This is a genomic window from Mycobacterium sp. Root135, assembly GCF_001426545.1.
Lineage (GTDB): Bacteria > Actinomycetota > Actinomycetes > Mycobacteriales > Mycobacteriaceae > Mycobacterium.
Genome location: NZ_LMEZ01000005.1, coordinates 195416 through 215409, shown reverse-complemented (window position 1 = coordinate 215409; position 19994 = coordinate 195416). Strand labels below are relative to the sequence as shown.

At 68.1% G+C, this 19994-nt stretch carries 20 protein-coding genes; 6 read left to right on the top strand and 14 right to left on the bottom strand.

Annotated features, from left to right (window positions below; all coding sequences use genetic code 11):
- Positions 1-77: 77 nt before the first annotated feature.
- On the top strand, positions 78-1277 hold the full coding sequence (locus ASD37_RS12160) for an SGNH/GDSL hydrolase family protein (protein ID WP_056551240.1): 1200 nt from the start codon (positions 78-80) through the stop codon (positions 1275-1277).
- 96 nt (positions 1278-1373) lie between these two features.
- On the opposite strand, the gene ASD37_RS12155 is transcribed toward ASD37_RS12160, so the two are convergent.
- The 13 genes from ASD37_RS12155 to ASD37_RS12095 form a co-directional block, all read right to left on the bottom strand.
- Positions 1374-2183 carry a DUF1906 domain-containing protein gene (locus ASD37_RS12155; RefSeq protein WP_056551239.1) on the bottom strand — a complete coding sequence of 270 codons (810 nt, stop codon included), beginning with the start codon at positions 2181-2183 and terminating at the stop codon, positions 1374-1376.
- A 99-nt stretch (positions 2184-2282) separates the two neighbouring features.
- Positions 2283-3206: a DMT family transporter gene (locus ASD37_RS12150; RefSeq protein WP_235568103.1), complete on the bottom strand. Its 924-nt coding sequence runs from the start codon at positions 3204-3206 to the stop codon at positions 2283-2285.
- The gene (locus ASD37_RS12145) at positions 3203-3814 is read right to left on the bottom strand and encodes a hypothetical protein (RefSeq protein ID WP_056551238.1); all 612 of its coding nucleotides are present in this window, start codon (positions 3812-3814) and stop codon (positions 3203-3205) included. The genes ASD37_RS12150 and ASD37_RS12145 overlap by 4 nt, the downstream gene beginning before the upstream one ends.
- Before the next feature lie 37 nt (positions 3815-3851).
- Positions 3852-4784: a serine hydrolase gene (locus ASD37_RS12140; protein ID WP_056551237.1), complete on the bottom strand. Its 933-nt coding sequence runs from the start codon at positions 4782-4784 to the stop codon at positions 3852-3854.
- A gap of 125 nt (positions 4785-4909) precedes the next feature.
- Positions 4910-6136 (bottom strand): allantoate amidohydrolase, encoded by a 1227-nt coding sequence (locus ASD37_RS12135; RefSeq protein WP_056551236.1) that lies wholly within the window; start codon positions 6134-6136, stop codon positions 4910-4912.
- A gap of 3 nt (positions 6137-6139) precedes the next feature.
- Positions 6140-7462 carry an FMN-binding glutamate synthase family protein gene (locus tag ASD37_RS12130; protein WP_056551235.1) on the bottom strand — a complete coding sequence of 441 codons (1323 nt, stop codon included), beginning with the start codon at positions 7460-7462 and terminating at the stop codon, positions 6140-6142.
- A 12-nt stretch (positions 7463-7474) separates the two neighbouring features.
- Positions 7475-8182: a protein glxC gene (locus ASD37_RS12125; RefSeq protein WP_056551234.1), complete on the bottom strand. Its 708-nt coding sequence runs from the start codon at positions 8180-8182 to the stop codon at positions 7475-7477.
- Complete coding sequence (locus ASD37_RS12120; RefSeq protein WP_056551233.1) at positions 8167-9066, bottom strand: glutamine amidotransferase family protein; 900 nt, start codon at positions 9064-9066, stop codon at positions 8167-8169. Before ASD37_RS12120 ends, ASD37_RS12125 begins: the two co-directional genes overlap by 16 nt.
- 43 nt (positions 9067-9109) lie before the next feature.
- The gene (gene glnT, locus ASD37_RS12115; RefSeq protein WP_082570104.1) at positions 9110-10501 is read right to left on the bottom strand and encodes a type III glutamate--ammonia ligase; all 1392 of its coding nucleotides are present in this window, start codon (positions 10499-10501) and stop codon (positions 9110-9112) included.
- Positions 10498-11688 (bottom strand): FAD-binding oxidoreductase, encoded by a 1191-nt coding sequence (locus tag ASD37_RS12110; RefSeq protein WP_056551232.1) that lies wholly within the window; start codon positions 11686-11688, stop codon positions 10498-10500. The genes glnT and ASD37_RS12110 overlap by 4 nt, the downstream gene beginning before the upstream one ends.
- Before the next feature lie 170 nt (positions 11689-11858).
- Positions 11859-12407 carry a HutD family protein gene (locus ASD37_RS12105; RefSeq protein ID WP_162253258.1) on the bottom strand — a complete coding sequence of 183 codons (549 nt, stop codon included), beginning with the start codon at positions 12405-12407 and terminating at the stop codon, positions 11859-11861.
- Positions 12408-12430: 23 nt separating this feature from the next.
- The gene (locus ASD37_RS12100; RefSeq protein ID WP_056551230.1) at positions 12431-13096 is read right to left on the bottom strand and encodes an XRE family transcriptional regulator; all 666 of its coding nucleotides are present in this window, start codon (positions 13094-13096) and stop codon (positions 12431-12433) included.
- A 70-nt stretch (positions 13097-13166) separates the two neighbouring features.
- Entirely contained in the window at positions 13167-13730 is a 564-nt protein-coding gene (locus ASD37_RS12095; RefSeq protein ID WP_056551229.1) for a TetR/AcrR family transcriptional regulator, read from the bottom strand.
- Positions 13731-13848: 118 nt separating this feature from the next.
- Here ASD37_RS12095 and ASD37_RS12090 point away from each other — a divergent pair, with 118 nt between their 5' ends.
- The 4 genes from ASD37_RS12090 (at position 13849) to ASD37_RS32210 (ending at position 16698) form a co-directional block, all read left to right on the top strand.
- On the top strand, positions 13849-14097 hold the full coding sequence (locus tag ASD37_RS12090) for an NIPSNAP family protein (protein WP_056551228.1): 249 nt from the start codon (positions 13849-13851) through the stop codon (positions 14095-14097).
- 20 nt (positions 14098-14117) lie between these two features.
- Positions 14118-14495 (top strand): DUF4267 domain-containing protein, encoded by a 378-nt coding sequence (locus ASD37_RS12085; protein WP_056551227.1) that lies wholly within the window; start codon positions 14118-14120, stop codon positions 14493-14495.
- A gap of 25 nt (positions 14496-14520) precedes the next feature.
- Positions 14521-15111, top strand: coding sequence for an FAD-dependent oxidoreductase (locus ASD37_RS12080; RefSeq protein ID WP_056551226.1), 591 nt, complete (start codon positions 14521-14523; stop codon positions 15109-15111).
- 84 nt (positions 15112-15195) lie between these two features.
- Positions 15196-16698 (top strand): SDR family NAD(P)-dependent oxidoreductase, encoded by a 1503-nt coding sequence (locus ASD37_RS32210; protein WP_235568100.1) that lies wholly within the window; start codon positions 15196-15198, stop codon positions 16696-16698.
- An 18-nt stretch (positions 16699-16716) separates the two neighbouring features.
- Here the strand turns inward: ASD37_RS32210 and ASD37_RS12070 are convergent, their stop codons facing one another.
- Positions 16717-17349 carry a DJ-1/PfpI family protein gene (locus ASD37_RS12070; protein ID WP_056551225.1) on the bottom strand — a complete coding sequence of 211 codons (633 nt, stop codon included), beginning with the start codon at positions 17347-17349 and terminating at the stop codon, positions 16717-16719.
- Between the two features lie 259 nt (positions 17350-17608).
- Here ASD37_RS12070 and ASD37_RS12065 point away from each other — a divergent pair, with 259 nt between their 5' ends.
- On the top strand, positions 17609-19993 hold the full coding sequence (locus ASD37_RS12065; protein WP_082570102.1) for a CocE/NonD family hydrolase: 2385 nt from the start codon (positions 17609-17611) through the stop codon (positions 19991-19993).
- Position 19994: the final 1 nt, after the last annotated feature.

Here is a 19994-nt window from a genome sequence, read left to right as displayed (position 1 = left end):
GAGAGGCCCGCCGATGGTTCACTGTTGTTCTCGACCGCGCTGTGCGCGGGCGACAACGGCACGATGAAGGAGGCGTAGTGTCGCGATCCGTTGCCCACATCACCCATGTCGTGAACCCGGATCTCTTTCGTGGCTGCGCGGAAGTCGAACGGACGGAGCGCGGTTGGCTCCCGCACCGGTTGCCGCGGTCGGCGCGGGATCAGTGTTCGGACGCGCAACTGCACGCAGCGGAATCGCAGCCGTCGGGTGTCCGGCTGGTTCTTCGCACGAAGGCGACGGTCGTCGAGGTGGACGTGCTACGGACCACCGTCTCCATCACCGGGATGCCGGCGCGTCCCGACGGCAGGGTCGACGTGGTGGTCGACGGCCAGCTGACAGATCAGAAAGCGACAAGTGCAGGTGACGTCGTGCGGATCAACCCCTCGTCGGGTGAGTCGACGGTCGAACGGGGCGCCATCGGCACCGCGCGCTTCAGTGGTCTGCCCGCGGGTGACAAGAAGATCGAGATTTGGTTGCCGAACTCCGAACGAACCGAAGTTGTAGGTCTTCGCTCGGATCACCCGATACAGCCGCCACTACCTGACGCGCGGCGGGTCTGGATCCACCACGGCAGCTCGATCAGCCAGGGCTCCAATGCCGCCGGGCCTAGCACCACCTGGCCTGCGATCGCCGCCGCCCTGGCCGGAGTCGAGTCGGTCAACCTCGGCCTGGCCGGCAGCGCGATGCTCGACCAGTTCACTGCTCGAGCGATTCGGGACGCAACGGCCGATGCGATCAGCGTGAAGATCGGCATCAACCTCGTGAACACCGACCTCCTACGCCACCGAGCCTTCGCGCCTGCCGTGCACGGCTTCCTCGACACCATCCGCGACGGACACCCCGACGTGCCACTTCTCGTCGTCGGCCCGCTGTACTGCCCGATTCACGAAACAACCCCGGGCCCAGCGGCATTCGACGTCTCTGCCCTCGAAGCCGGCGAGATCAAGTTCCAGGCGACGGGTGATCCCGACGAGGCAGCCCGGCCGGGGAACCCCTTGGGCAAGCTGACGCTGACCCACATCCGCGATCAACTCGAGACCATCGTGGCCCAGCGAACCCCGACCGATCCCCTCCTGCACTACCTCGACGGTCTCAGCTTGTACGGTCCGGAAGACTCGGAAGAGCACCCACTTCCCGACAATCTGCACCCCGACGCGACGACACATCGCATGATCGGCGAGCGCTTTGCGCACTTGGCTTTTGGGCCGACTGGCGTGCTGTCGCCCGAGGCCTTCTAGCTCGACTCTGCGTCCACGGCGTGGGTCACTCGCACTTTCGCGCCGTGGACGCAGAGTCAGCGCGGACGTTCGTGGTGTGAGCGGTCGCCCTACGACTTACGGATGCATGTTCCACTGGCCGCAATCCTGGGCCAGCACGTCGTTGACGTCGACCTCGAGCCCGCCGACCACCGGGCCCGGGTTCGACGCCGTGCTCACGATGCGCTGGTAGAGGACGGCCGCGGGAAAGATCTGCCCCTGCGACCACGACCGCGTCTGCCACGCCCAGACGTAGCCCGGCGAGCGCGACCGCCCGATCACGCCGTCGGCAGCGGCCCACTGGCAGGGGCGGATGCCGGCGTAGATGCCGGTGCGCTGGACGCCGATGACCGAGTTGATTCCGCGAAACCAGGGGAGCGCCAGGTTGTTCCAGGTTTCGCGGTCGATGTCGTCGTCGACGCTGAAGAAGACCGGGGCACTCTGGCCGCCACCTGCGGCGGTGTGCAGTTGCCAGGCGGTGCGGGCGTCGGCGACGCCGCCGGCCTGCCCGCGGGTGAAGTCCGACGGTGCGGTCCCGCCGGGCTTGCCGTATTGGTAGTTGCTGACGATGACCAGTCCAGCGGCGGTCAGTTGCCGGGCGTACGGCAGGGTGATGGGCTTGGCCCCGAACGACGAGCCGGGCCGCGACGTCGAGACGTAGTTGATGACTCCGGAGTGGCCCGCGGCCCGGATGTCTTGAGCCGGAACCTGGCGCATGGCGAAGTCGATCAGGGTGGGGGCGGCGGCCGACGCCGCGGGTGCGGCGGCACCTGCCGCGGCGGCACCGAACCCGGCCAGCGCCGACGCGGCGGCGGCATAGCGCAGCGCGTCGCGCCGAGAAACGGGGCGTGACGGCTGCAGGTCGGTGATGTGGGGCGAGTCCTGCACGGGGCGACGCTAACAACGTCGACCCCAATTTCCTGGGACCCGCGGCTGGGCCGTGTCCGGTCCGCGATCTAGGTGACGCGAATCCGAAACACAGCCTGCCTAGCCCGACGCCACGCCCGTGGCCTGTTCCGTCGGTCGCGATTCGGTGCGTGAGGTTCGGCGACGGCTGATCACGACACCGCTGAGCGCCAGTGCGCCGCCCACGAAGCCGAGGATCGTCGGTACTTCGCCGAGGAACGTCCACGACAGCAGGATCGCGATGGCCGGCACTGCCAGCGTGGTGGCCGCCATGGTGCCTGCGTCCGTACGGTTCAGCGCGTAGGCCCAGGTGAGGAAGGCGATGGCCGTCGGGCCGACGCCGAGAAAGACCACTCCGGCCAGTGCCGTCGGAGGAGCGGTGCCGATCTCGTCGACGGCCCGTAGGGCGAACGGCGCGGTGGCCACCATGCCGACCGCGCATCCGACCCACGTGGCGGCGATGGCGTTGACGGTCCGCAGCGCGACCTTCTGCAGCAGCACACCTGCGGCGTAGAGCGCCGCGGCCAGCAGGCCCAGCATGACGCCGAGACGATCGTTCACGCCGACGCCGGAGCCGCCGAGCGCAATCAGCACCACCCCGCCGAACGCGATCACCATGCCCACCACCAGTGGCCGGGGGAAACCTTCCCCGAGGAACAGTCCCGCGAACACGGCGACCAGGATCGGCGCGAAGTTGACCAGCAGGGCTGCCGTGCCGGCGTCGAGATGCTGTTCGGCCCAATTCAGGACGACGGTGTAGAGGCCGAACCACAAGAGGCCGTAGCCCACGACGAGCACCAAGCCACGTCCGCGCGGTAGCGGTGGCCGATAGATCGCCGCCACTGCCGTCAGGACGATGGTGCCAACGCTCAGCCGGATGAAGGCCATTGTCCCTGGGCTGAATTCGGAGCCGGAGAAGCGGATGACGACGAATGACGACGCCCACAACAGAACCGTGACGACGGCCGCGATGGCGGCGAGGCGATCTGGAACTACGAGTTTCACCTGATCAGTCTTCGCGTAGGCACCCGCCCAGTACAAGCGGATTTGCGACAGCACCGTGGCATATCCCGCCAACATGCCAGCACGGCGGCGACCGAATCGCCGATGTCGTGCGGCGGGCCGACGGGCTGGAGTTGCCCCGCGTCCCCGACGTCGAACACCTGAGCCTTCATGTTGACCAGGTCGACCTTCATCACCTGGCTGTAGGCGTCGCCGTCCAGCGGGGAGATGAGGCTCGCTCGCAACGTGGTGTAGTCGACGGCGCGTTGACCACGGGCGATGTGAGGCCTGGAGAGGTCGCCCGTCGTCGTCACCGTGCACGACCGCGGGCTCACCGAGGCCTTGCTGTTCACCGTCAGCAGCCGACCGTCGGGGTCGGCGGCGACGAAGTCCTCGGGTTTCGCAGTCGAGGGAAATCCGAGGACGGCGGGGACCATTCCGAGAAAGTCGTCTTGCGCGCCAAGCAGTTGATAGCCGAGCGCGACGAGCAGCCGGCCCGTGACGTGCTCGCCGAGGTTGCCGATCGCGACGTAGTTGCGGGACAACCGCCAGCGCTTCAGCCGGGCGGCGACGGCGGCCGCATCCGGCAGGGGATCGTGATCCGCGGTCATCCTCGAAAGTGCTTGGTCGGCGGCGGCCCGCGGACGGCTAGATCTTGCCGCCGGGGAACATCGTCTTGACGGCTTGGGTCATGTTTTCGCGGGCGGCAGCGGCGCTGACGGGGTCCAGGGAGCTGAGCGCCATGACGTAGCGGCGGTCGGGACCGATCACCCCGGTGGAGACGTGCAGCTGATTCGCGCCGCTCCAGCAGCAGAACCAGCCTTGCTTGACCGCGACGACCTCGGCGTACAGCCCCTCGGGGATACCGAACCGTTGTGGGTACCCGTCGGTGCCCGTCGGCGTGGATTGCGCGAGGTTGGTCATGATGACGTTGGCCTGCGCCGGTGGCAGCCCACCGGTGCCGTTCAGCAGCATGTCGTAGTAGCGGACGAGATCGGCTGCGGTGCTCTGCGTGACGTCCCAGTGCCCGTTGTAGGGGGCCGTGGTGCCGGCCAATCCGTACCGGGCCTTGACGCGCGCGATGATCGCGTTCTGGCCGCTGCGGTCCCAAAACATCTGGGCCGCACTGTCATCCGAGGAGCGCAGCATCACCTCGAGTGACTTGCGGTCGGCGGGCGACAGTGTCGTCTTGCCCTCCGATTCCTGCAGCAGCAGGTCGTCGGCGATGAACAGCTTCACCACCGACGCAATCGGGAACGGCTGGTTGGACCCGTTGGAGACCAGCTGGCCGGTGTCGCGGTCCAGCACGACGGCCTCGATGTCGGCACCCGACTTGGCGGCGTCGGCGGTGGCTTGGCGCATGCGTACGTCGAGACCGTCAAGCGTCGCCGTCGGCGGCTCGGGTGGCGCTTCGGGGAGTGCCGGAAGCGAGGCCTGTGGGGTCACGACCGGCGCCTGAGGGGTGTTCTGCGTGGCCGGTGGTGAACCCCAGACCTGCGCTTCACAACTGCTGACCAGCAGCGCCGCCACACAGAGGACGGCCATTCGCGTCGTCGTCGATTTCGGTAGCCGCAAATGCATGGGTCTCCTCGGAGCCGATCTTGAACCAGGGAGGCGACGCTGCGACCACCGGTCACCCCAGCCTAATCGGCTGCGCGGGCCGGCATGCTGGCGAGGCCGACGGCAGCAGCGCGGCTGGTGTTTGCTCAGCCAGCCACCCAGTCGGCCATGACGTCGGCGAGAGCCTGGGCGCCGACGTTGCAGTCGTCCGGTTCGGCGTACTCGTCGGGGGAGTGGGATATGCCTGTCGGGTTGCGGACGAACATCATCGCCGTCGGGACCTTGGCGGAGAGGATCCCCGCATCGTGGCCCGCCGCCGTGGGCAACGTCGGGATCTCGCCAAGATGAGCCAGGGATCGCACCAGCCTCTCCCGGGGTCCCGCCGGGAACTCGACGATGGGCGTCACCGACTCGACGAGCACGTCGAGGTCGACGCGGTCGGTCGCGCAGTGCTTCCGGGCTTCGGACTCGATGTGGGCGACCAGTGAGGCCAGCGTCTGCTCGTCGGCCGCCCGCGCGTCGAGCCAGGCCTTCACCATCGAGGGAATCGCGTTGGCGCCGTTGGGAAGTACCCGCACCTTGCCGAACGTGGCGACGGCATCGTGCAACGCCGCCGCCGAGCGGGCGCTGTGTACCGACGCCGCAAAGGGCAGCATGGGGTCTCGACGGTCCACCAGCCGGGTCGCGCCCGCGTGATTCGCCTCGCCGGTGAAGGTGAACTCCCACCGTCCGTGCGGCCAGATGGACGACGCGACCGCCAGCGGTGCGTCGACCAGGTCGAGTGCTCGTCCCTGCTCGACGTGCAACTCGACGTAGACGCCGACCCGGTCGGTGAGGGTGGTGTCGGCGCCGACGTGCTGTGGTGCGCGACCCGCCTTCGTCATCGCCTCGGAAAGGGCGACGCCGTCGACGTCCCGCAGTCCGAGGGCGCGTTCCGGTGACAGGGCTCCCGTCGTCAACTGGCTCCCGACGCAGGCGACGCCGAACCGCGCGCCCTCCTCGTCCGAGAACGCAGCCACCGCAATCGGAATCGTGGGCTCGACACCGCGCTCACGCAGGAGGTCGACGGCGGCGAAGGCCGACACGACGCCCAGCGGGCCGTCGAACGCACCGCCGTCCGGCACCGAGTCCAGATGTGAGCCGGTGACGAAGGCCCCCTTCGGATCACCGCTCCAGCCGACGGGCATCCACCATGCCCACAGGTTGCCGTTGCGGTCCTCCTCGACGTCCATGCTGCGGCTCGCGGCGCTGGATCGAAACCACTCGCGCAGCGTCAGATCGGCGTCGCCCCAGGCAAATCGGCGATATCCGCGGGTCGAATGATGCTGGCCGACGTCGAGGATGCTGGCCCAGAGGCCGTCGAACGAGCTCACGGGTCAGTACCGGCCGGGAATCCAGTTGGTCCCGGCCAGCGGAACCCGTGCCATCGCCGACGCCTCGACGGTGAGCGCGACCAGGTCCTCGGGTTCGAGGTTGCGCAGGTGCGACTTGCCGCATGCCCGTGCCAGCGTCTGGGCCTCCATCGTCAGCACGCGCAGGTAGTTGGCCAGCCTGCGGCCACCTTCGACGGGGTCGAGGTTCTTGGCCAGCTCCGGATCCTGGGTCGTTATCCCGGCCGGGTCCCGTCCGGCCTGGAAGTCGTCGTAGAACCCGGCCGCCGAACCCAGCTCCTCGTACTGCTGGGCATAACGGGGGCTGTTGTCGCCCAAGGCGATCAGCGCCGCGGTTCCGATCGCGACGGCATCGGCGCCCAGGGCCATGGCCTTGGCGACGTCAGCACCGCTGCGGATCCCGCCCGAGACGATCAACTGCACCGAGCGGTGCACGCCCATCTCCTGCAACGCCTGCACGGCCTGCGGGATGGCGGCGAGCGTCGGGATGCCGACGTGCTCGATGAACACTTCCTGGGTGGCCGCGGTCCCGCCCTGCATGCCGTCGACGACGACCACGTCGGCGCCGGCCTTCACCGCGAGTTTGACGTCGTAGTAGGTGCGCGTCGCACCGACCTTGACATAGATCGGCTTCTCCCAATTGGTGATCTCGCGCAGTTCGAGGATCTTGATGGCGAGGTCGTCGGGGCCGGTCCAGTCGGGGTGGCGGCAGGCGCTGCGCTGGTCCACGCCCATCGGCAGCGTCCGCATCCCCGCCACCCGCTCGGTGATCTTCTGTCCCAACAACATTCCGCCACCACCGGGCTTGGCGCCCTGGCCGAGGACGATCTCGATGGCGTCGGCCTTCCGAAGGTCGACGGGGTTCATCCCGTACCGCGACGGCAGGTACTGGTAGACGAGGTTCTTGGACTGCCCGCGCTCCTCGGGCGTCATCCCGCCGTCACCGGTCGTCGTGGAGGTGCCGACCTCGCTGGCGCCGCGTCCGAGGGCTTCCTTCGCCTGGCCTGACAGTGCGCCGAAGCTCATCCCCGCGATGGTGATCGGGATGTCCAGGTGCAGAGGGAACTTCGCGTGCGTGTCGCCGAGCACGACGTCGGTGTCGCACTTCTCGCGGTAGCCCTCGAGCGGATAGCGCGACACGGACGCCCCGAGGAACAGGAGGTCGTCGAAGTGCGGGAGGGCACGCTTGGCGCCCCACCCGCGGATGTCGTAGATGCCGGTTTCGGCGGCGCGTTGAATCTCGGCGATGACGCCGCGGTCGAAGGTGGCGGATTCGCGCAGCCGCGTCGAGTGGATGGGTGTCGTCATGACCGGGTTCTCCTAGTACGCGCTGGCGTTGTCGACGTGAAAGTTGTAGAGCTGGCGGGCGGAGCCGTAGCGGGTGAACTCGCTGGGGTCGTGCGTCATGCCGGCCGCGTCGAGCAACTCCTTCAGCTCGGCGAGGTGTTCGTCGCGCATCTCCTTCTTGACGCAGTCCGCACCCAGTGACGCCACGGTCCCGCGGACGTACAGCCGTGCCTCATAGATCGAATCACCCAGCGCTTCACCGGCATTGCCGCACACGACGAGCCGTCCGGCCTGGCCCATGAACGCACTCATGTGGCCAATGTCGCCGCCGACGACGACGTCCACGCCCTTCATCGAGATGCCGCAGCGCGCCGCCGCGTTGCCGTCGATGACGAGCAGACCGCCGTGGGCGGTGGCGCCCGCCGACTGCGACGCGTCACCCTTGACGTGTACCCGTCCGGACATCATGTTCTCCGCGACACCGACGCCCGCATTGCCGGCGATGGTGACGGTGGCCTTCTGATTCATGCCCGCGCAGTAGTAGCCGACATGACCGTCGATGGTGACGTCCAGGTCCGCGTCGAGACCGCACGCGAGCGCGTGCGCACCCTCGGGGTGGGTGATGGTGAGCGTCGCCGGGGCACCCGGCGAGCTGAGCAACTCGTTGACCTCGCGGGTGCTCGACGCGCGGAGGTCGACCACTCCGTTGGCGGGCGTGCTGGTCGTCACTGTCGGTGCCATACGTAGACCTCTTCTGGCTCGGGTTCGAAGATGCGGGCGGTGTCGATGCCTGGGAGTTTCGCCAGGGCGCGGTATTCCGACGCCATCGCGACCCAGCGGTCGGTTTCGGCGATGATCGCCGGCTTGCACGCGATGGCGTCGCGAACCACGGCGAAGGAGTCGCTGGTGGAGACCAGCAGGGTGTAGAAGCCGTCGAAGGTCTCGTTGAGCATCAGCAGGGCCTTCTCCAGGTCGACCCCCTCGGCGAGCTGCTTGGCGACGTATCGGGCGCCCACCTCGGTGTCGTTCTCGCTGTCGAAGCTCACACCCGAGCGTTCCAGCTCGTGCTTGATCGACATGTGGTTGGAGAACGACCCGTTGTGCACCAGGCACTGATCCGGACCGACGGCGAACGGGTGCGAACCCTCGGCGGTGACGGCGGATTCGGTGGCCATCCGGGTGTGGGCGACGCCCTGCCATCCGCTGGCCGACCGCAGACCGAAGCGGTCCGCGAGCTCGGTGGGATTGCCCATCCCCTTGAGCACCGTCAGGTGGTCGCCGAAGCCGATGATCCGGGCGGTGGGAACCGCGGAGCGCACGGCGGCGGTCAGCACGTCGGTCGCGACGGCGGCGTGCACGACGACGGTCGGGTCCAGGTCGTGTCCGGTTACCGGCGCCGACAGCAGGGTGCCGAGCTGTCGCGCGAGTTCGGTTGCGGGGATGGGGGAGTCGAGAAGCGACACGGTCGACTCGCCCTCCGGGGACCAGGTGGGGTCACCGTAGACGGCCATGCCTGCCGAGTCGGGGCCCCGGTCGCACATCGCGTCCAGCATTCCGGACAGCAGGGCACCGAGCTGCGGATGGAGCGTCGCGTCACGCAGATGAAGACCGACGATTCCACACATGGAATGCCTCCTCGAAGAGTTGTAGTGGGTGTCAGAAAGAGGTTCAGAAAGAGGTCAGGTAGCGGTCGATCTCCCAGGAGGACACCGTGTTGTGCCAGTCGAAGAACTCCTGGCGCTTGCACTTGGCGAAGTACTCGGCCACGCCGGGACCGGCGACGTCCAGAGCCTCGGTCAGCACCGAGTCGGCTTCGAAGGCGTCCATCGCGTGCAGCAGGGTCATGGGCAGCATCTCGCTTGGCGAGTCACCGGTGCCAGGCTTGCCGGGGTGCAGATCGCGGCGCACCCCGTCGAGTCCGGCGGCAATGGCGCCCGCGGCGGCAAGGTAGGGGTTCGCCGATCCGTCACCACCGCGCAGTTCGACGCGATTCTTGTCGGGCACCCGCAGGTAGTGCGTGCGGTCGTTGCCGCCGTAGGTGGCGTACCGCGGCGACCAGGTCGCCCCGCTGGTGGTTGCCGTGGCACCGGTCCGCTTGTAGGAGTTCACCGTTGGTGCGATGATCCCCTGCAGCGCGCAGGCGTGCTCGAGAATTCCCGCCACGAACGCGTAGGCGGTCCGGGACAACCCCAGCCCGAGCTCGTCGTCGGAATCCGGGAAGACGGCGCCCGCGTCGTCCCAGAGGGACAGATGCATGTGCAGCCCGCTGCCGGTGCGGGTGGTGAAGGGCTTCGGCATGAACGTCGCCTGCATGCCGCGCTTTTCGGCGACGACCGACAGCAGGTACCGCAGCGTGATGACCCGGTCCGCGGTCGTCATGGCGTCGGCGTAGTCGAAGTTCTGCTCGAACTGCCCGTTGCCGTCTTCGTGGTCGTTGGCGTAGTTCCCCCAGCCGAGCGCGTTCATCGCCGAGGAGATTTCGGTGAGGTGGTCGTACATGCGGGTGACGTCCCGCGCGTCGTAACAAGGGGTGGCGCTGGTGTCACTGCGGTCGGCGGTGACGAGCTCCCCGTCGACGCGGTTGACCAGGAAGTACTCGATCTCGGCACCGACGTTGACCGTGAAGCCCAGTTCGGCGGCCTTGCGCAGCTGCTCCCGCAGGATGATTCGCGGCGCGAACGGCCACGGCTTGCCGTCCACGTGCGGGTCGCAGTGCACGATCGCCAGGCCCGGCTTGATGAACGGGATGGGGGTGAACGACGTGACGTCGGCCCGCGCCACCAGATCGGAGTCCTTCGGCTCCTGACCCATGTGGCCCGCGGCGTAGCCCGCGAATCCGACGCCGTCCTCTTCGAGCTGTTCGACCGCCTGGATCGGGACGAGCTTGGCGCAGGGCTTCCCGGACAGGGTGACGAAGAGGGCCAGGATGAAGGTGGTGCCACTGGCGTGCGCCACTTCCGACAAGGTGAGCGCGCGTGCGGCGTCGTCGGCCGGAGGTGTCAAAGTGGTTGTCACGTTGTTCGTTTCGATCTCGTGGAGGTCGATCTCGGATCGGGTCATCGCATTTCTCCTGCGCCCTCGTAGGGATGGAGGCTGAACAGCAAGTCGCCTTCGGCGAATCGCGAGTATCGGAAGTCGTCGGCGTTGACGTTGGGCAACGACGTCTTGCCGTCGAGTAGCAGGTCGGCGACGAGCTTGCCGACCGCGGGGGAGATCTTGAATCCGTGGCCGGAGAATCCGGTGGCGAGGAACAATCCGTCGACCGGTGACGGGCCGATGATGGGGTTGTAGTCCGGCGTGACGTCGTAGGCGCCGACGTAGGAGCTGGTGATGCGGGGGTCGGGCATGTCGGGCAGTCGGTGGCCGAGCTTGACGATGTTCTTCTCGATCGCCGACTCGTCGGCCCGGTTGACGTACTTGTCCGGGTCGACGTACTGCGGGGTCTGATGGTCCGAATTGCCAACCAGCAGTTCACCGTTCGGCTCGCGGCAGATGTACTGCAGACCGGCGAGATCGGACAGGACCGGCACTTCGGGGGTGGGGACGCCCTGGTCCACCAGCACCAGCTGGGCCCGCTGGGCCTTGACGTCCAGGTCGACTCCGACGCTGGAGGCCAGCGTGGGTGCCCAGGGGCCGTTGGCGAGGATGACGTGGTCGGCGTGAATCCGTGATCCGTCGGCCACCGTCACGCCGTACACCGAGCCCTGGCTGTCGGTCAGCAGTTCGGTGACCTTCGTGCCTTGGCGGATGGTGACGCCCATCTTGCGTGCCGTCGCCGCGTAGGCCATGCCCGACATGTACGCCTCGCCGCGTCCACCGAGTGGCTCGTAGGCGAAGAGGGCGAAGTCGTCGAGGTGCAGTCCCGGCCACAGGTCGGCCATCGTGTCGTGGTCGATGAACTCGGTGGCGATGCCCAGCCCCTGCATCATCGCGATGTTCGCCTCGAGCGGCTTGACGTTGTTCTCGGCGACGCCGACGACGTAGCCGCACTGGCGAAACGACATGTCGTCGCCGAAGAGCTCTGTGGCGCGGGTGAATACGTCGATCCCGTACCAGGACATTGCGGCTAGTGACGGAGTGCCGTAGTGGCAGCGCACGACCCCGCTGGACTTGGCGGTCATGCCCGAGCACAGGGTGTCGCGTTCGAGGACGAGGACGTTGGTTTCACCGCGTTCAGCGAGCGAGTAGGCGATGGCAAGTCCTTCGAGACCGCCGCCGACGATCAGGAAGCTGGTGGTGTCCGGCACGTGAAGATCCTCGTGGTGTCGTCTGGTTCAGATGGCCGGTTACGCCTAGCCAGCTGTTTCCCTGTAGGAGTCACCGTAATCTAGCATTAGACACACTGGTGCGCACGTCGGCGAAGGGAGTGCAGCACGGGGCTGCCTGGTATCTCCTGGTTACTGGATGTTTCCCGGCACTACACGCGCTGGTCGACCGCCTGCGGTTTGATCACGACCACCAGAATCGTCGCGGTGCCGACGGCCTCGACGGAGTCCCGCGCGACGAAGAGGCAGTCACCGGCCACGGCGACGTGGTCGCCTAGGGCGAGACTCCCGCGGTGGACGTAGATCACCGTTTCAGCGTCGGGGTCGGTGAGCACGCGCGAGCGGGAAAGGTGATGGGGCACGACGTCCGCGGCCGACGTCGCGGCGTCGACCATGACGTTGAACGCATTCGTAGGGCCCGCTGCAATGCAATCCGGACCGAGCTGGCCGTCGAATGCGAATGGGCTGAGCGGCTCGAGATCGACGGTGCGGCAGTCCCACTCGAGAGCCACTCCGTGGTCGCCGATCACGGTGAACACCCGGTTCACTCCCGGAAACGAGGAGAACGCCGTGCGCCCCGGCCCGATGTCGGCCACGCTGACCCGCCAGGCCGGTGGATCTCCGTCGCCGGTGGCGATCACCTCGGTGGCGCCGGCACCGTTCTTCCAGGGAATGCGCCGACGATCGGACCGTCGGATCAAGACCGTTCGGGCGTGCCCGCCGATCAAGAGTCCGAGTCGTCCGGATAGGCGGTGATGGCCAGGAATCGGATGGGCAAGCGCACCAACTCGTGTGGACCGTGCAACCCCTCGCCGTCGAGCAGCAGTGAATCGCCAGGCCGCAGCGTGTACTCGGACTCGCCGTGTCCGTAGACCATCACACCCTCGAGCATGTAGAGCATTTCGGTGCCGGCATGCTGGAAGAGCGGGAAGACCTCGCTTGCATTCGTCAAGGTCACCAGGACCGGCTCGAGTCGTTTGTGTTGTCCCCGAAGGGCGCCGAGCAGTTCGTAGTGATGCCCGATGCGGGTTCCGCGTCCGACGATCACCGCGCCGTGGCCGGATTCGACGAACACGGCTTCACGTTCGGTGTCGGCCCCACGGAACAGCGACGTGACGGGGACGTCGAGACCGGCCGCCAACCGCGCCAGGGTGTTGAGGCTGCACGACGTCTGCGCATTCTCGATCTTGGACAGCATGGCCTTGGAGATGCCGACCTTGAGGGCCATGTCCCCCACGGACAGCCCGGTCGAACGGCGAAGCGCACGAACCCGTTTGGCGATGACCTTCTCGAGGTCCACGCCGGTGGGAGTGTCGCTGGGAACCTCACGCTCGACCGGCGCGGGATCGCCCGTGTCGCGGTGCTCGTCGACCGGGTCGGTTCTCGTCATCGGCAAAGTCTATAAGGACGGTTTCGGGCGCCCCCGCCACGCGATTCGGCACCGAGGCATCGGCGCACCGTCATGCTCGGGTAAAGCGGTCGACGAGTAGTTGCAGTCGCTCCGACTCGTAGCCGGGGCGCAGCCGTCCCGTGCGGGTGAGGATGGCCAAGCCGTGCAACGCGGCCCAGAAGACCTCGGTGAGCGTCTGGGCATCTTGTCCGCCCGCGGCGTCGCCGACAGCCTCTCTCAGCGCGGCGAAGGCCGCGCTCAACTGAGGCGGGGTTTCGTCGGCCGCGAACTGCAAGGTGGTCGCTCGCAAGAACATCGCGTCGTACACCGCCGGGTGATCCCTGTTGAAGTCGAGATAGGCCTGCGCGACACGACCGAGCGCGCCGCTACCGGAGTTGGCTGCCTGCAGCGCGTCGGCGAGCTCGCCGAAACCGTCGATTGCGACGGCTGCGGCGATCTGCTCCATGCCGGCGAAGTGCTTGTACAGAACGGGCTGGCTGTACTCGATCTCAGTGGACAAACGTCGCGTGGTCACGGCTTCCCAGCCTTCGGACTCGGCCAGCTTGCGGGCCGTGGCGACGATCAGGTCGCGGCGGGCGGCCCGCTCCCGCTCTCGACGATCTTCGATTGCCATGGCCCAAAGTATCACAGCTAGAACCGATAGCAGTGCTATTGACAGCCGTTTGGTGGACCGCTAGCGTTGCTAACACCTGAGGGCGCCACCCACGGGGTTCACTCAAGAGGAGGCGACCATGCTCCAGCTCAGGACCTACACCCTGCGATCACCCGAAGCCCTCTCGCAGTACGCGACGGTCCACTGGGTTCGTCACCTCACCACCTTCGCCACGTTCGGGGTGACCACGCACGGGGTGTGGACCGAATCGGGTGGCCAAGGAAATCGACTCTTCGCGTTGATCGGCTATCCGCCGGATGCCGACGCCGACGTCGTCGACGTTCAGACGACTCTGCTTGAGCCGACGTCGTTTTCACCCGTTCACTGACTTACCTAGGAGCGTTCGCCATGACCGTCACCATCGGCTACGTGCTGGCCGGCCTCATCGCCGCCGCGATCATCTTCCTCGGTGCCCGTTTCCTCGTGGCGCCGCGCGTCGCGGCCGCCGGCTACGGCGTGCTCGCCGACGTCGACCAACCGGGAACCCGCGCCTACCTGAGCGTCAAGGGCATTCGCGACATCGCCTCGGGACTCTTCGTGATCGTCGTGATGATCGCGGGTGCCACCCACCTCCTCGGATGGATCATCCTGGCGGCGATCATCATCCCGCTCGGCGACGCCGCCATCGTGCTCCGCAGCGGCGGAGCCAAGTCGATCGCATACGGCGTCCACGGCGCCACCGCCGCTGTCATGCTCGTCACCACGGCGCTCCTCCTCTTCTCCTGAGCACCTAGGAAACCCACGGAACGGAATGACCGACATGCGAGACGATCTCCTGTCCTCACCCGACAGTTCTGCCTATCGGGCCGCGACGACTCCGCACAACGCCACGGTGGTGCAGCGGCCAGCCAGGGTGGCGCACGCCCGCAGTGCAGACGAGGTCGCCGACGCCGTGCGGTGGGCCGCTGAGCACGATCTGCGGGTCGCCGTTCAGGCCAGCGGGCACGGCGCCGGGGCGCCGATCGGTGCGGATCACCTATTGGTGGACACGTCCGGATTGGACTCGGTCGACGTGGACGTGGCCGGGCACGTCGTCCGCGTGGGTGCCGGTGCGACGTGGTCGGCGGTGAACGCGGTGGCCGAGCGCGACGGGCTGCTCGGATTGGCCGGCTCCTCGCCCACGGTCGGCGTCGCCGGCTACACGTTCGGCGGCGGAGTGGGATACCTGACCCGGCCGCACGGGATGGCGAGTTCGGCACTGCTGGCGGTTGACTACGTCGACGGCAACGGGCAGGCGAGGCGGGCCACCGAGGACGCCGACGACGTCGTCGACCGTGAGGCGCTGTGGGCTTTTCGGGGTGGCGGCGGGGTCGGTGTGGCCACGACCCTCACCATGGAATAGGTTGAGCCGCAGGAGCTCTGGGCCGGATATCAGCTGTGGAGCGTCGACGCGCTCGACTCGGTCGCCGAGGCGTGGGCGAATGCCATGGCGCAGATCGGCGACGCGCTGTCGACCACACTCAGCGTGTTGCACACACCACCGGGTGCCCCGGTGTTCCCGCCCGCGTTGCGGGGGGTTCCGGTCGTGCACCTGTCCTTCGCATCACCGGAAGGTGCGGAGGCGGCGCGTCCACTGTTGGAGGCCCTGCGCGCGGCGCCGCAACCCGCGGTGGACAGCAGCTGGGCACCGGCCGACGCGGCGCGGCTCGCGCAGATTCACCTCGACCCGCCCAATCCCGTTGCCGCACTGGGAATGGGCAGGTGGCTGGGGCAGGACGGGTTCGGCGCGGCCGGTGAGATGTTGAGAGTCGCCGCAGCAGCGGACTCGTCGCTGGCGATGGTCGAACTGCGCAACCTGGACAACGCCGCACCCACCCGGGACGGGGCGTTGACCGCGGTGCCCGGCCCACTGCTGTTGCACGCGGTGGGCAACGCCGCCGAGGATTCCGCCCGCACCCGCATCGAGGGCGGGTTGGCCGGCCTGCGTGACACGGCCTCCACCGCCGACCTCGGCAGTTCCGCGGCGCCGTTCGCCGACGGCCGCGCCGCCGATCCGGGCGGGCTGAATCAGAGTCAACTGAGCCGCCTCGGGGGCATCGCCGCCGCCGTCGACCCAGATCGACGCCTCGCGCTCACGCGCATCCTTGCATCGACGACCGATGTTCCACCACAACACGTTTCATCCGAACGAATAGGAAGGCCGACCACCATGACCGCAGCAGGACGACTGGCAGGCAAGCGGGCCTTGATCACGGGGGGCGGCCGAGGCATCGGCGCCGCGATCGCGCGAAAGTTGGCCGCCGACGGCGCCGAGGTGGCCGTCAACTACGTCGCCGACGCCGAGTCGGCCGAGGCTCTGGTGAACGAACTGACCGTGGCGGGCCACCGAGCAGCGGCGTTCAAGGCCGACGTCTCCGACCCGGAGCAGACCAAGGATCTAGTGGCCCGCGTGGTCGCCGAATTCGGTGGCCTCGACCTCCTGGCGAGCAATGCGGGCGTCGAGTACTTCGGTGCGCTGGAGTCGATCACCGCGGCCGACTTCACCAAGGTGTTCGGCATCAACGTGGCCGGCCAGCTGTTCGCCGCGCAGGCCGCCGCGACCGCGATGGGAGCCGGCGGGCGAATCCTGCTCACCTCGTCGGTGAGTGCCCGCATCGCGGTGTACCAGCACACCCTCTACGCCGCCAGCAAGGCCGCCGTGTCCGCAATGGTGCTCAACCTGGCGCCGGAACTGGCCGAGCGCGGCATCGCGATCAACGCCATCGCTCCAGGCGGGACGGCGACCGACATGGCAGCCAAGCACGGGTCGAGCTACACCCCGCCGTCGTTGCGTGGTCTGGTGGCACCGGAGAACATCCTGAAGGCGGTCTACGCCCTCGGCCGGCGCGCCGAGCCCAGCGAAATCGCCTCCATCGCAGCCTTTTTGCTCTCCGAGGACGCGTCCTACATCACCGGGGCCACGATCGACGCCTCCGGCGGGCGCATGTGAGCTTGTCGGAGGACGCTTCTAGCGTCGACCCTTGAGCATTTCCTTGACGTCGCGGACCACCGACTCCGGAGCCGTCGCGGCCGAGCCCGACGAATACGGCGGCTGTGGGTCGTACTCGATGATCAGCTGTACCGCCTGGGCCATGTCGTCGCCGGCGATGCGGCCGGCCAGGACGAGGGCTGCGTCGATTCCCGCGGAGACTCCGGCGCCGATGGCGTACTTGCCGTCGATGACGACGCGCTCATCCGTGGGCGTTGCGCCGAGTTCGCGCAGTTGCTCCAGGGCAAGCCAATGGGTGGTTGCGCGGCGGCCCTCGAGCAGGCCCGCCGCGGCGAGGATCAGCGAACCGGTGCAGACCGACATGGTCCACGTCGTGGTCGCGTCGACTGTGCGCAGCCAGTCGTGCAGCGTGCCGTCCTCCATCTGGTGGACCTGGCCCGGCCCACCGCCGATGACCAGGACGTCGGGCTTGGTGACCGCGTCGAGGCCGGCGACGGCGCTGATCGACAGGCTGCCGAGGTCGTTGACCACGAGACCGGGGTTCTCCGCGACGAAGACGACTTCCGCGCCGGGAAGTCGTCCCAGCACCTCGTAGGGCCCGATGACGTCGAGCGCGGTGAACCCCGGGTAGAGCAGGATGGCGATCTGCATGTGGGAATTCCTCGCGGGTGCCTCGTCGGGACGGCCACGACCTGGTCGTCGTCTGCAGCCTAGCGAAGACGGCCGCGGTCGAATCGCGCGCTGTGAGTCCGCTGTCGGATAGGGGACGTGAAAGCGGTTCGCCAAGAGCCCAATTCACCGTGACGGTTTTCTTCGCGGAAGCAGCTTCACGAACGGACGCAGACGGTTAGCGTCCCAGTCGGGACGCACGTCTCATCGACATCGGTCGCGAACGGGGTTCAGTCGGCGCATGGGGGCATCAGCACACGTAGGTCGGATCGGCGGCTTGGCCGCGGCGTTGGGAATTGGCGCGGTCATCGGGTTGGGGTGCGGCGTCGCCTCGGCTGACACGACCGGACAGTCCAACTCGTCGGACTCCTCGTCGTCGTCGTCGTCATCGTCGGCCGAGTCGGCGAAGTCGGAGTCGAACTCTTCGCCTGGTCAGTCGACGAGCTCGGTGGGCGCGCACGAGGACGCCGACACTCCGACGAAGGTCGCAACGGAGAAGCCGGCGCGCACCGTCACGATCACGAGCAAGCCGCACCGCGGTTCCCGCTCGACGCCCGTCGGCTCCGCCGCCACGACGGCGAAGCCCGACACCGAGAGCTCCTCGAACGCGACCGCCCCTGCCAAGGACGCCGAGCCTACGAAGGAGACTCAGCCGGGCAAGGACACCCAGCCGGCCAAGGACACGGAGCCGGCCAAGGAGTCGGTGCCGGCCAAGACCGAGCCGACTGAGACCGCGCCGACCCCGACCGCGGTGTCGCACGACGCCGTCACCGCCGTGCCCGCGGCCGTCGTCGACCTGGCCGACCCCCACACCGGCGGGTCGCCGGCCTCGCCCCCGGACTCGCCGGTCTCGTGGACGGTGGCCGCGGCGGCACGCAAGGAGACGTTGGTGCCGGCGACGCGCGCCGCGTCGTCCGATGCCGGCGTCACCACTGCGAAACTGGCCGCCGCCGTCACCGCGGCCGCGCCGCCGGTGGCCGTGATCCAGACGCCACCGCTGGCGTGGTTGCAGCAGATTCCGGTGATCGGCCCGGTGTTCGTGACGCCGATCGTGGCCGCCATCCACATGATCCCGATCGTCGGCGACGTCATCCATCCGTTCATCGGCTACCCGGTGCAGCCCGGCGCCCCTGGCGCACCGGTGTCGCGAGACGTGATGATCACGTCGTTCGACGGCACGAAGATCTACGTCCACTTCATGCCCGCGAGCGGACTGGGGGCCGGGAAGACCGCGCCGACCATCCTCCAGGGCCCCGGACTCGGGATGCCCGGGTCGACGAGCCTCGAGGTCACGCCGCTGGACGGCATCCTCACCGACGCACTCGGCGCGGTGGGCGTCGGCACGCTGCGCCACGCCGGATACAACGTGGTCACCTGGGATCCGCGCGGTGAGTACCGATCGGGCGGCGTCCTTCAACTCGACTCGGCGGACTACGAGGCCAAGGACGTGTCGGCCATCGTCAGCTGGTTGGCCACCCAACCCGAGGCGCAACTCGACTCCCCCGGCGATCCGCGGTTCGGCATGGTCGGCGCGTCCTACGGCGGCGGCATCCAGTGGGTCACCGCCGCCACCGACCACCGGGTCGACGCCATCGTGCCCAGCATCTCCTGGAACACGCTGAACACCTCGCTGTACAAGAGCGCCGCGTTCAAGAGCGGGTGGGGCACCCTGCTCACCGCCGCGCTCCTGCTCACCGGCGCACGCCCCAATCCCGCGATCTACCCCGCGTCCGTCCAGGGCGCTCTGACAGGGGTACTCACCAAAGCGCAGCAGGCCCTGCTCGCCGAACGCGGACCCGCCGCGTTGCTCGGCAGCGTGACCGCGCCGACCCTGATCATCCAGGGCACCGTCGACACCCTCTTCTCGCTGCAGGAGGCGCAGGCCAACGCGGCCGCACTCGGCGCCGGCGTGCCGACGAAGATGGTGTGGTTCTGCGGCGGACACGGGCTCTGCACCAACAACCTGTTCGACCCCACCGACGGTCAGGTGGTCACCGACGCGACGCTGAACTGGCTGGCGCGCTACGTGAAGGGCCTAGACGTGTCGACCGGGCCGACGTTCGAATGGGTCGACCAACGCGGTCAGTACTACACATCGAGCCTCGATCCGAAGAATGCGGGCGCGCCAATCGTCGCGTCCAGCGGCCACGCCGGCGTGCTGCCGCTGGTGCCGCTGATCTTCGGTTCCGGGCCGTTGTTCGGCGTCCTTCCGATCGGAGCGACCAAGGCGGCCAACGCCTTCAACGTCGCCATTCCCACGGTCACGACGACGACGTACGTGGTGGGCGCGCCGCAGCTGACCCTGACGTACTCCGGCACCGGCACCAGCCGGCACGTCTTCGCGCAACTCGTCGACGACTCGACCGGCGCAGTTCTCGGCAATCAGGCGACGCCGATTCCCGTGACGCTGGACGGCAAGACGCGCACGTTCAGCATTTCGCTGGAGCCGGTGGCGCAGACGTTGCGGCCCGGTCAGACCCTCACGCTGCAGCTGGTCGCGTCGACGGCGAACTACGAGAACTTCGGCGCCTTCGGGGCGCTGAGGGTGTCGAGCCTGCAGGTGTCCTTGCCGACCATCACCGACGCCGTGGCGGTGAACGCGGCGCGGACCGCCGTGCTGACGTAGC

What these genes read in the sequence shown, in the direction of transcription:
- ASD37_RS12090 (WP_056551228.1), top strand. Translation starts at nt 13,849, where the DNA reads ATGCTCCAGCTCAGGACCTACACCCTGCGATCACCCGAAGCCCTCTCG.
- ASD37_RS12100 (WP_056551230.1), bottom strand. Translation starts at nt 13,096, where the DNA reads ATGACGAGAACCGACCCGGTCGACGAGCACCGCGACACGGGCGATCCC.
- ASD37_RS12085 (WP_056551227.1), top strand. Translation starts at nt 14,118, where the DNA reads ATGACCGTCACCATCGGCTACGTGCTGGCCGGCCTCATCGCCGCCGCG.
- ASD37_RS12095 (WP_056551229.1), bottom strand. Translation starts at nt 13,730, where the DNA reads ATGGCAATCGAAGATCGTCGAGAGCGGGAGCGGGCCGCCCGCCGCGAC.
- ASD37_RS12130 (WP_056551235.1), bottom strand. Translation starts at nt 7,462, where the DNA reads ATGACGACACCCATCCACTCGACGCGGCTGCGCGAATCCGCCACCTTC.
- ASD37_RS32210 (WP_235568100.1), top strand. Translation starts at nt 15,196, where the DNA reads ATGGCGCAGATCGGCGACGCGCTGTCGACCACACTCAGCGTGTTGCAC.
- glnT (WP_082570104.1), bottom strand. Translation starts at nt 10,501, where the DNA reads ATGACCCGATCCGAGATCGACCTCCACGAGATCGAAACGAACAACGTG.
- ASD37_RS12145 (WP_056551238.1), bottom strand. Translation starts at nt 3,814, where the DNA reads ATGACCGCGGATCACGATCCCCTGCCGGATGCGGCCGCCGTCGCCGCC.
- ASD37_RS12080 (WP_056551226.1), top strand. Translation starts at nt 14,521, where the DNA reads ATGACCGACATGCGAGACGATCTCCTGTCCTCACCCGACAGTTCTGCC.
- ASD37_RS12070 (WP_056551225.1), bottom strand. Translation starts at nt 17,349, where the DNA reads ATGCAGATCGCCATCCTGCTCTACCCGGGGTTCACCGCGCTCGACGTC.
- ASD37_RS12120 (WP_056551233.1), bottom strand. Translation starts at nt 9,066, where the DNA reads ATGTGTGGAATCGTCGGTCTTCATCTGCGTGACGCGACGCTCCATCCG.
- ASD37_RS12140 (WP_056551237.1), bottom strand. Translation starts at nt 4,784, where the DNA reads ATGCATTTGCGGCTACCGAAATCGACGACGACGCGAATGGCCGTCCTC.
- ASD37_RS12065 (WP_082570102.1), top strand. Translation starts at nt 17,609, where the DNA reads ATGGGGGCATCAGCACACGTAGGTCGGATCGGCGGCTTGGCCGCGGCG.
- ASD37_RS12125 (WP_056551234.1), bottom strand. Translation starts at nt 8,182, where the DNA reads ATGGCACCGACAGTGACGACCAGCACGCCCGCCAACGGAGTGGTCGAC.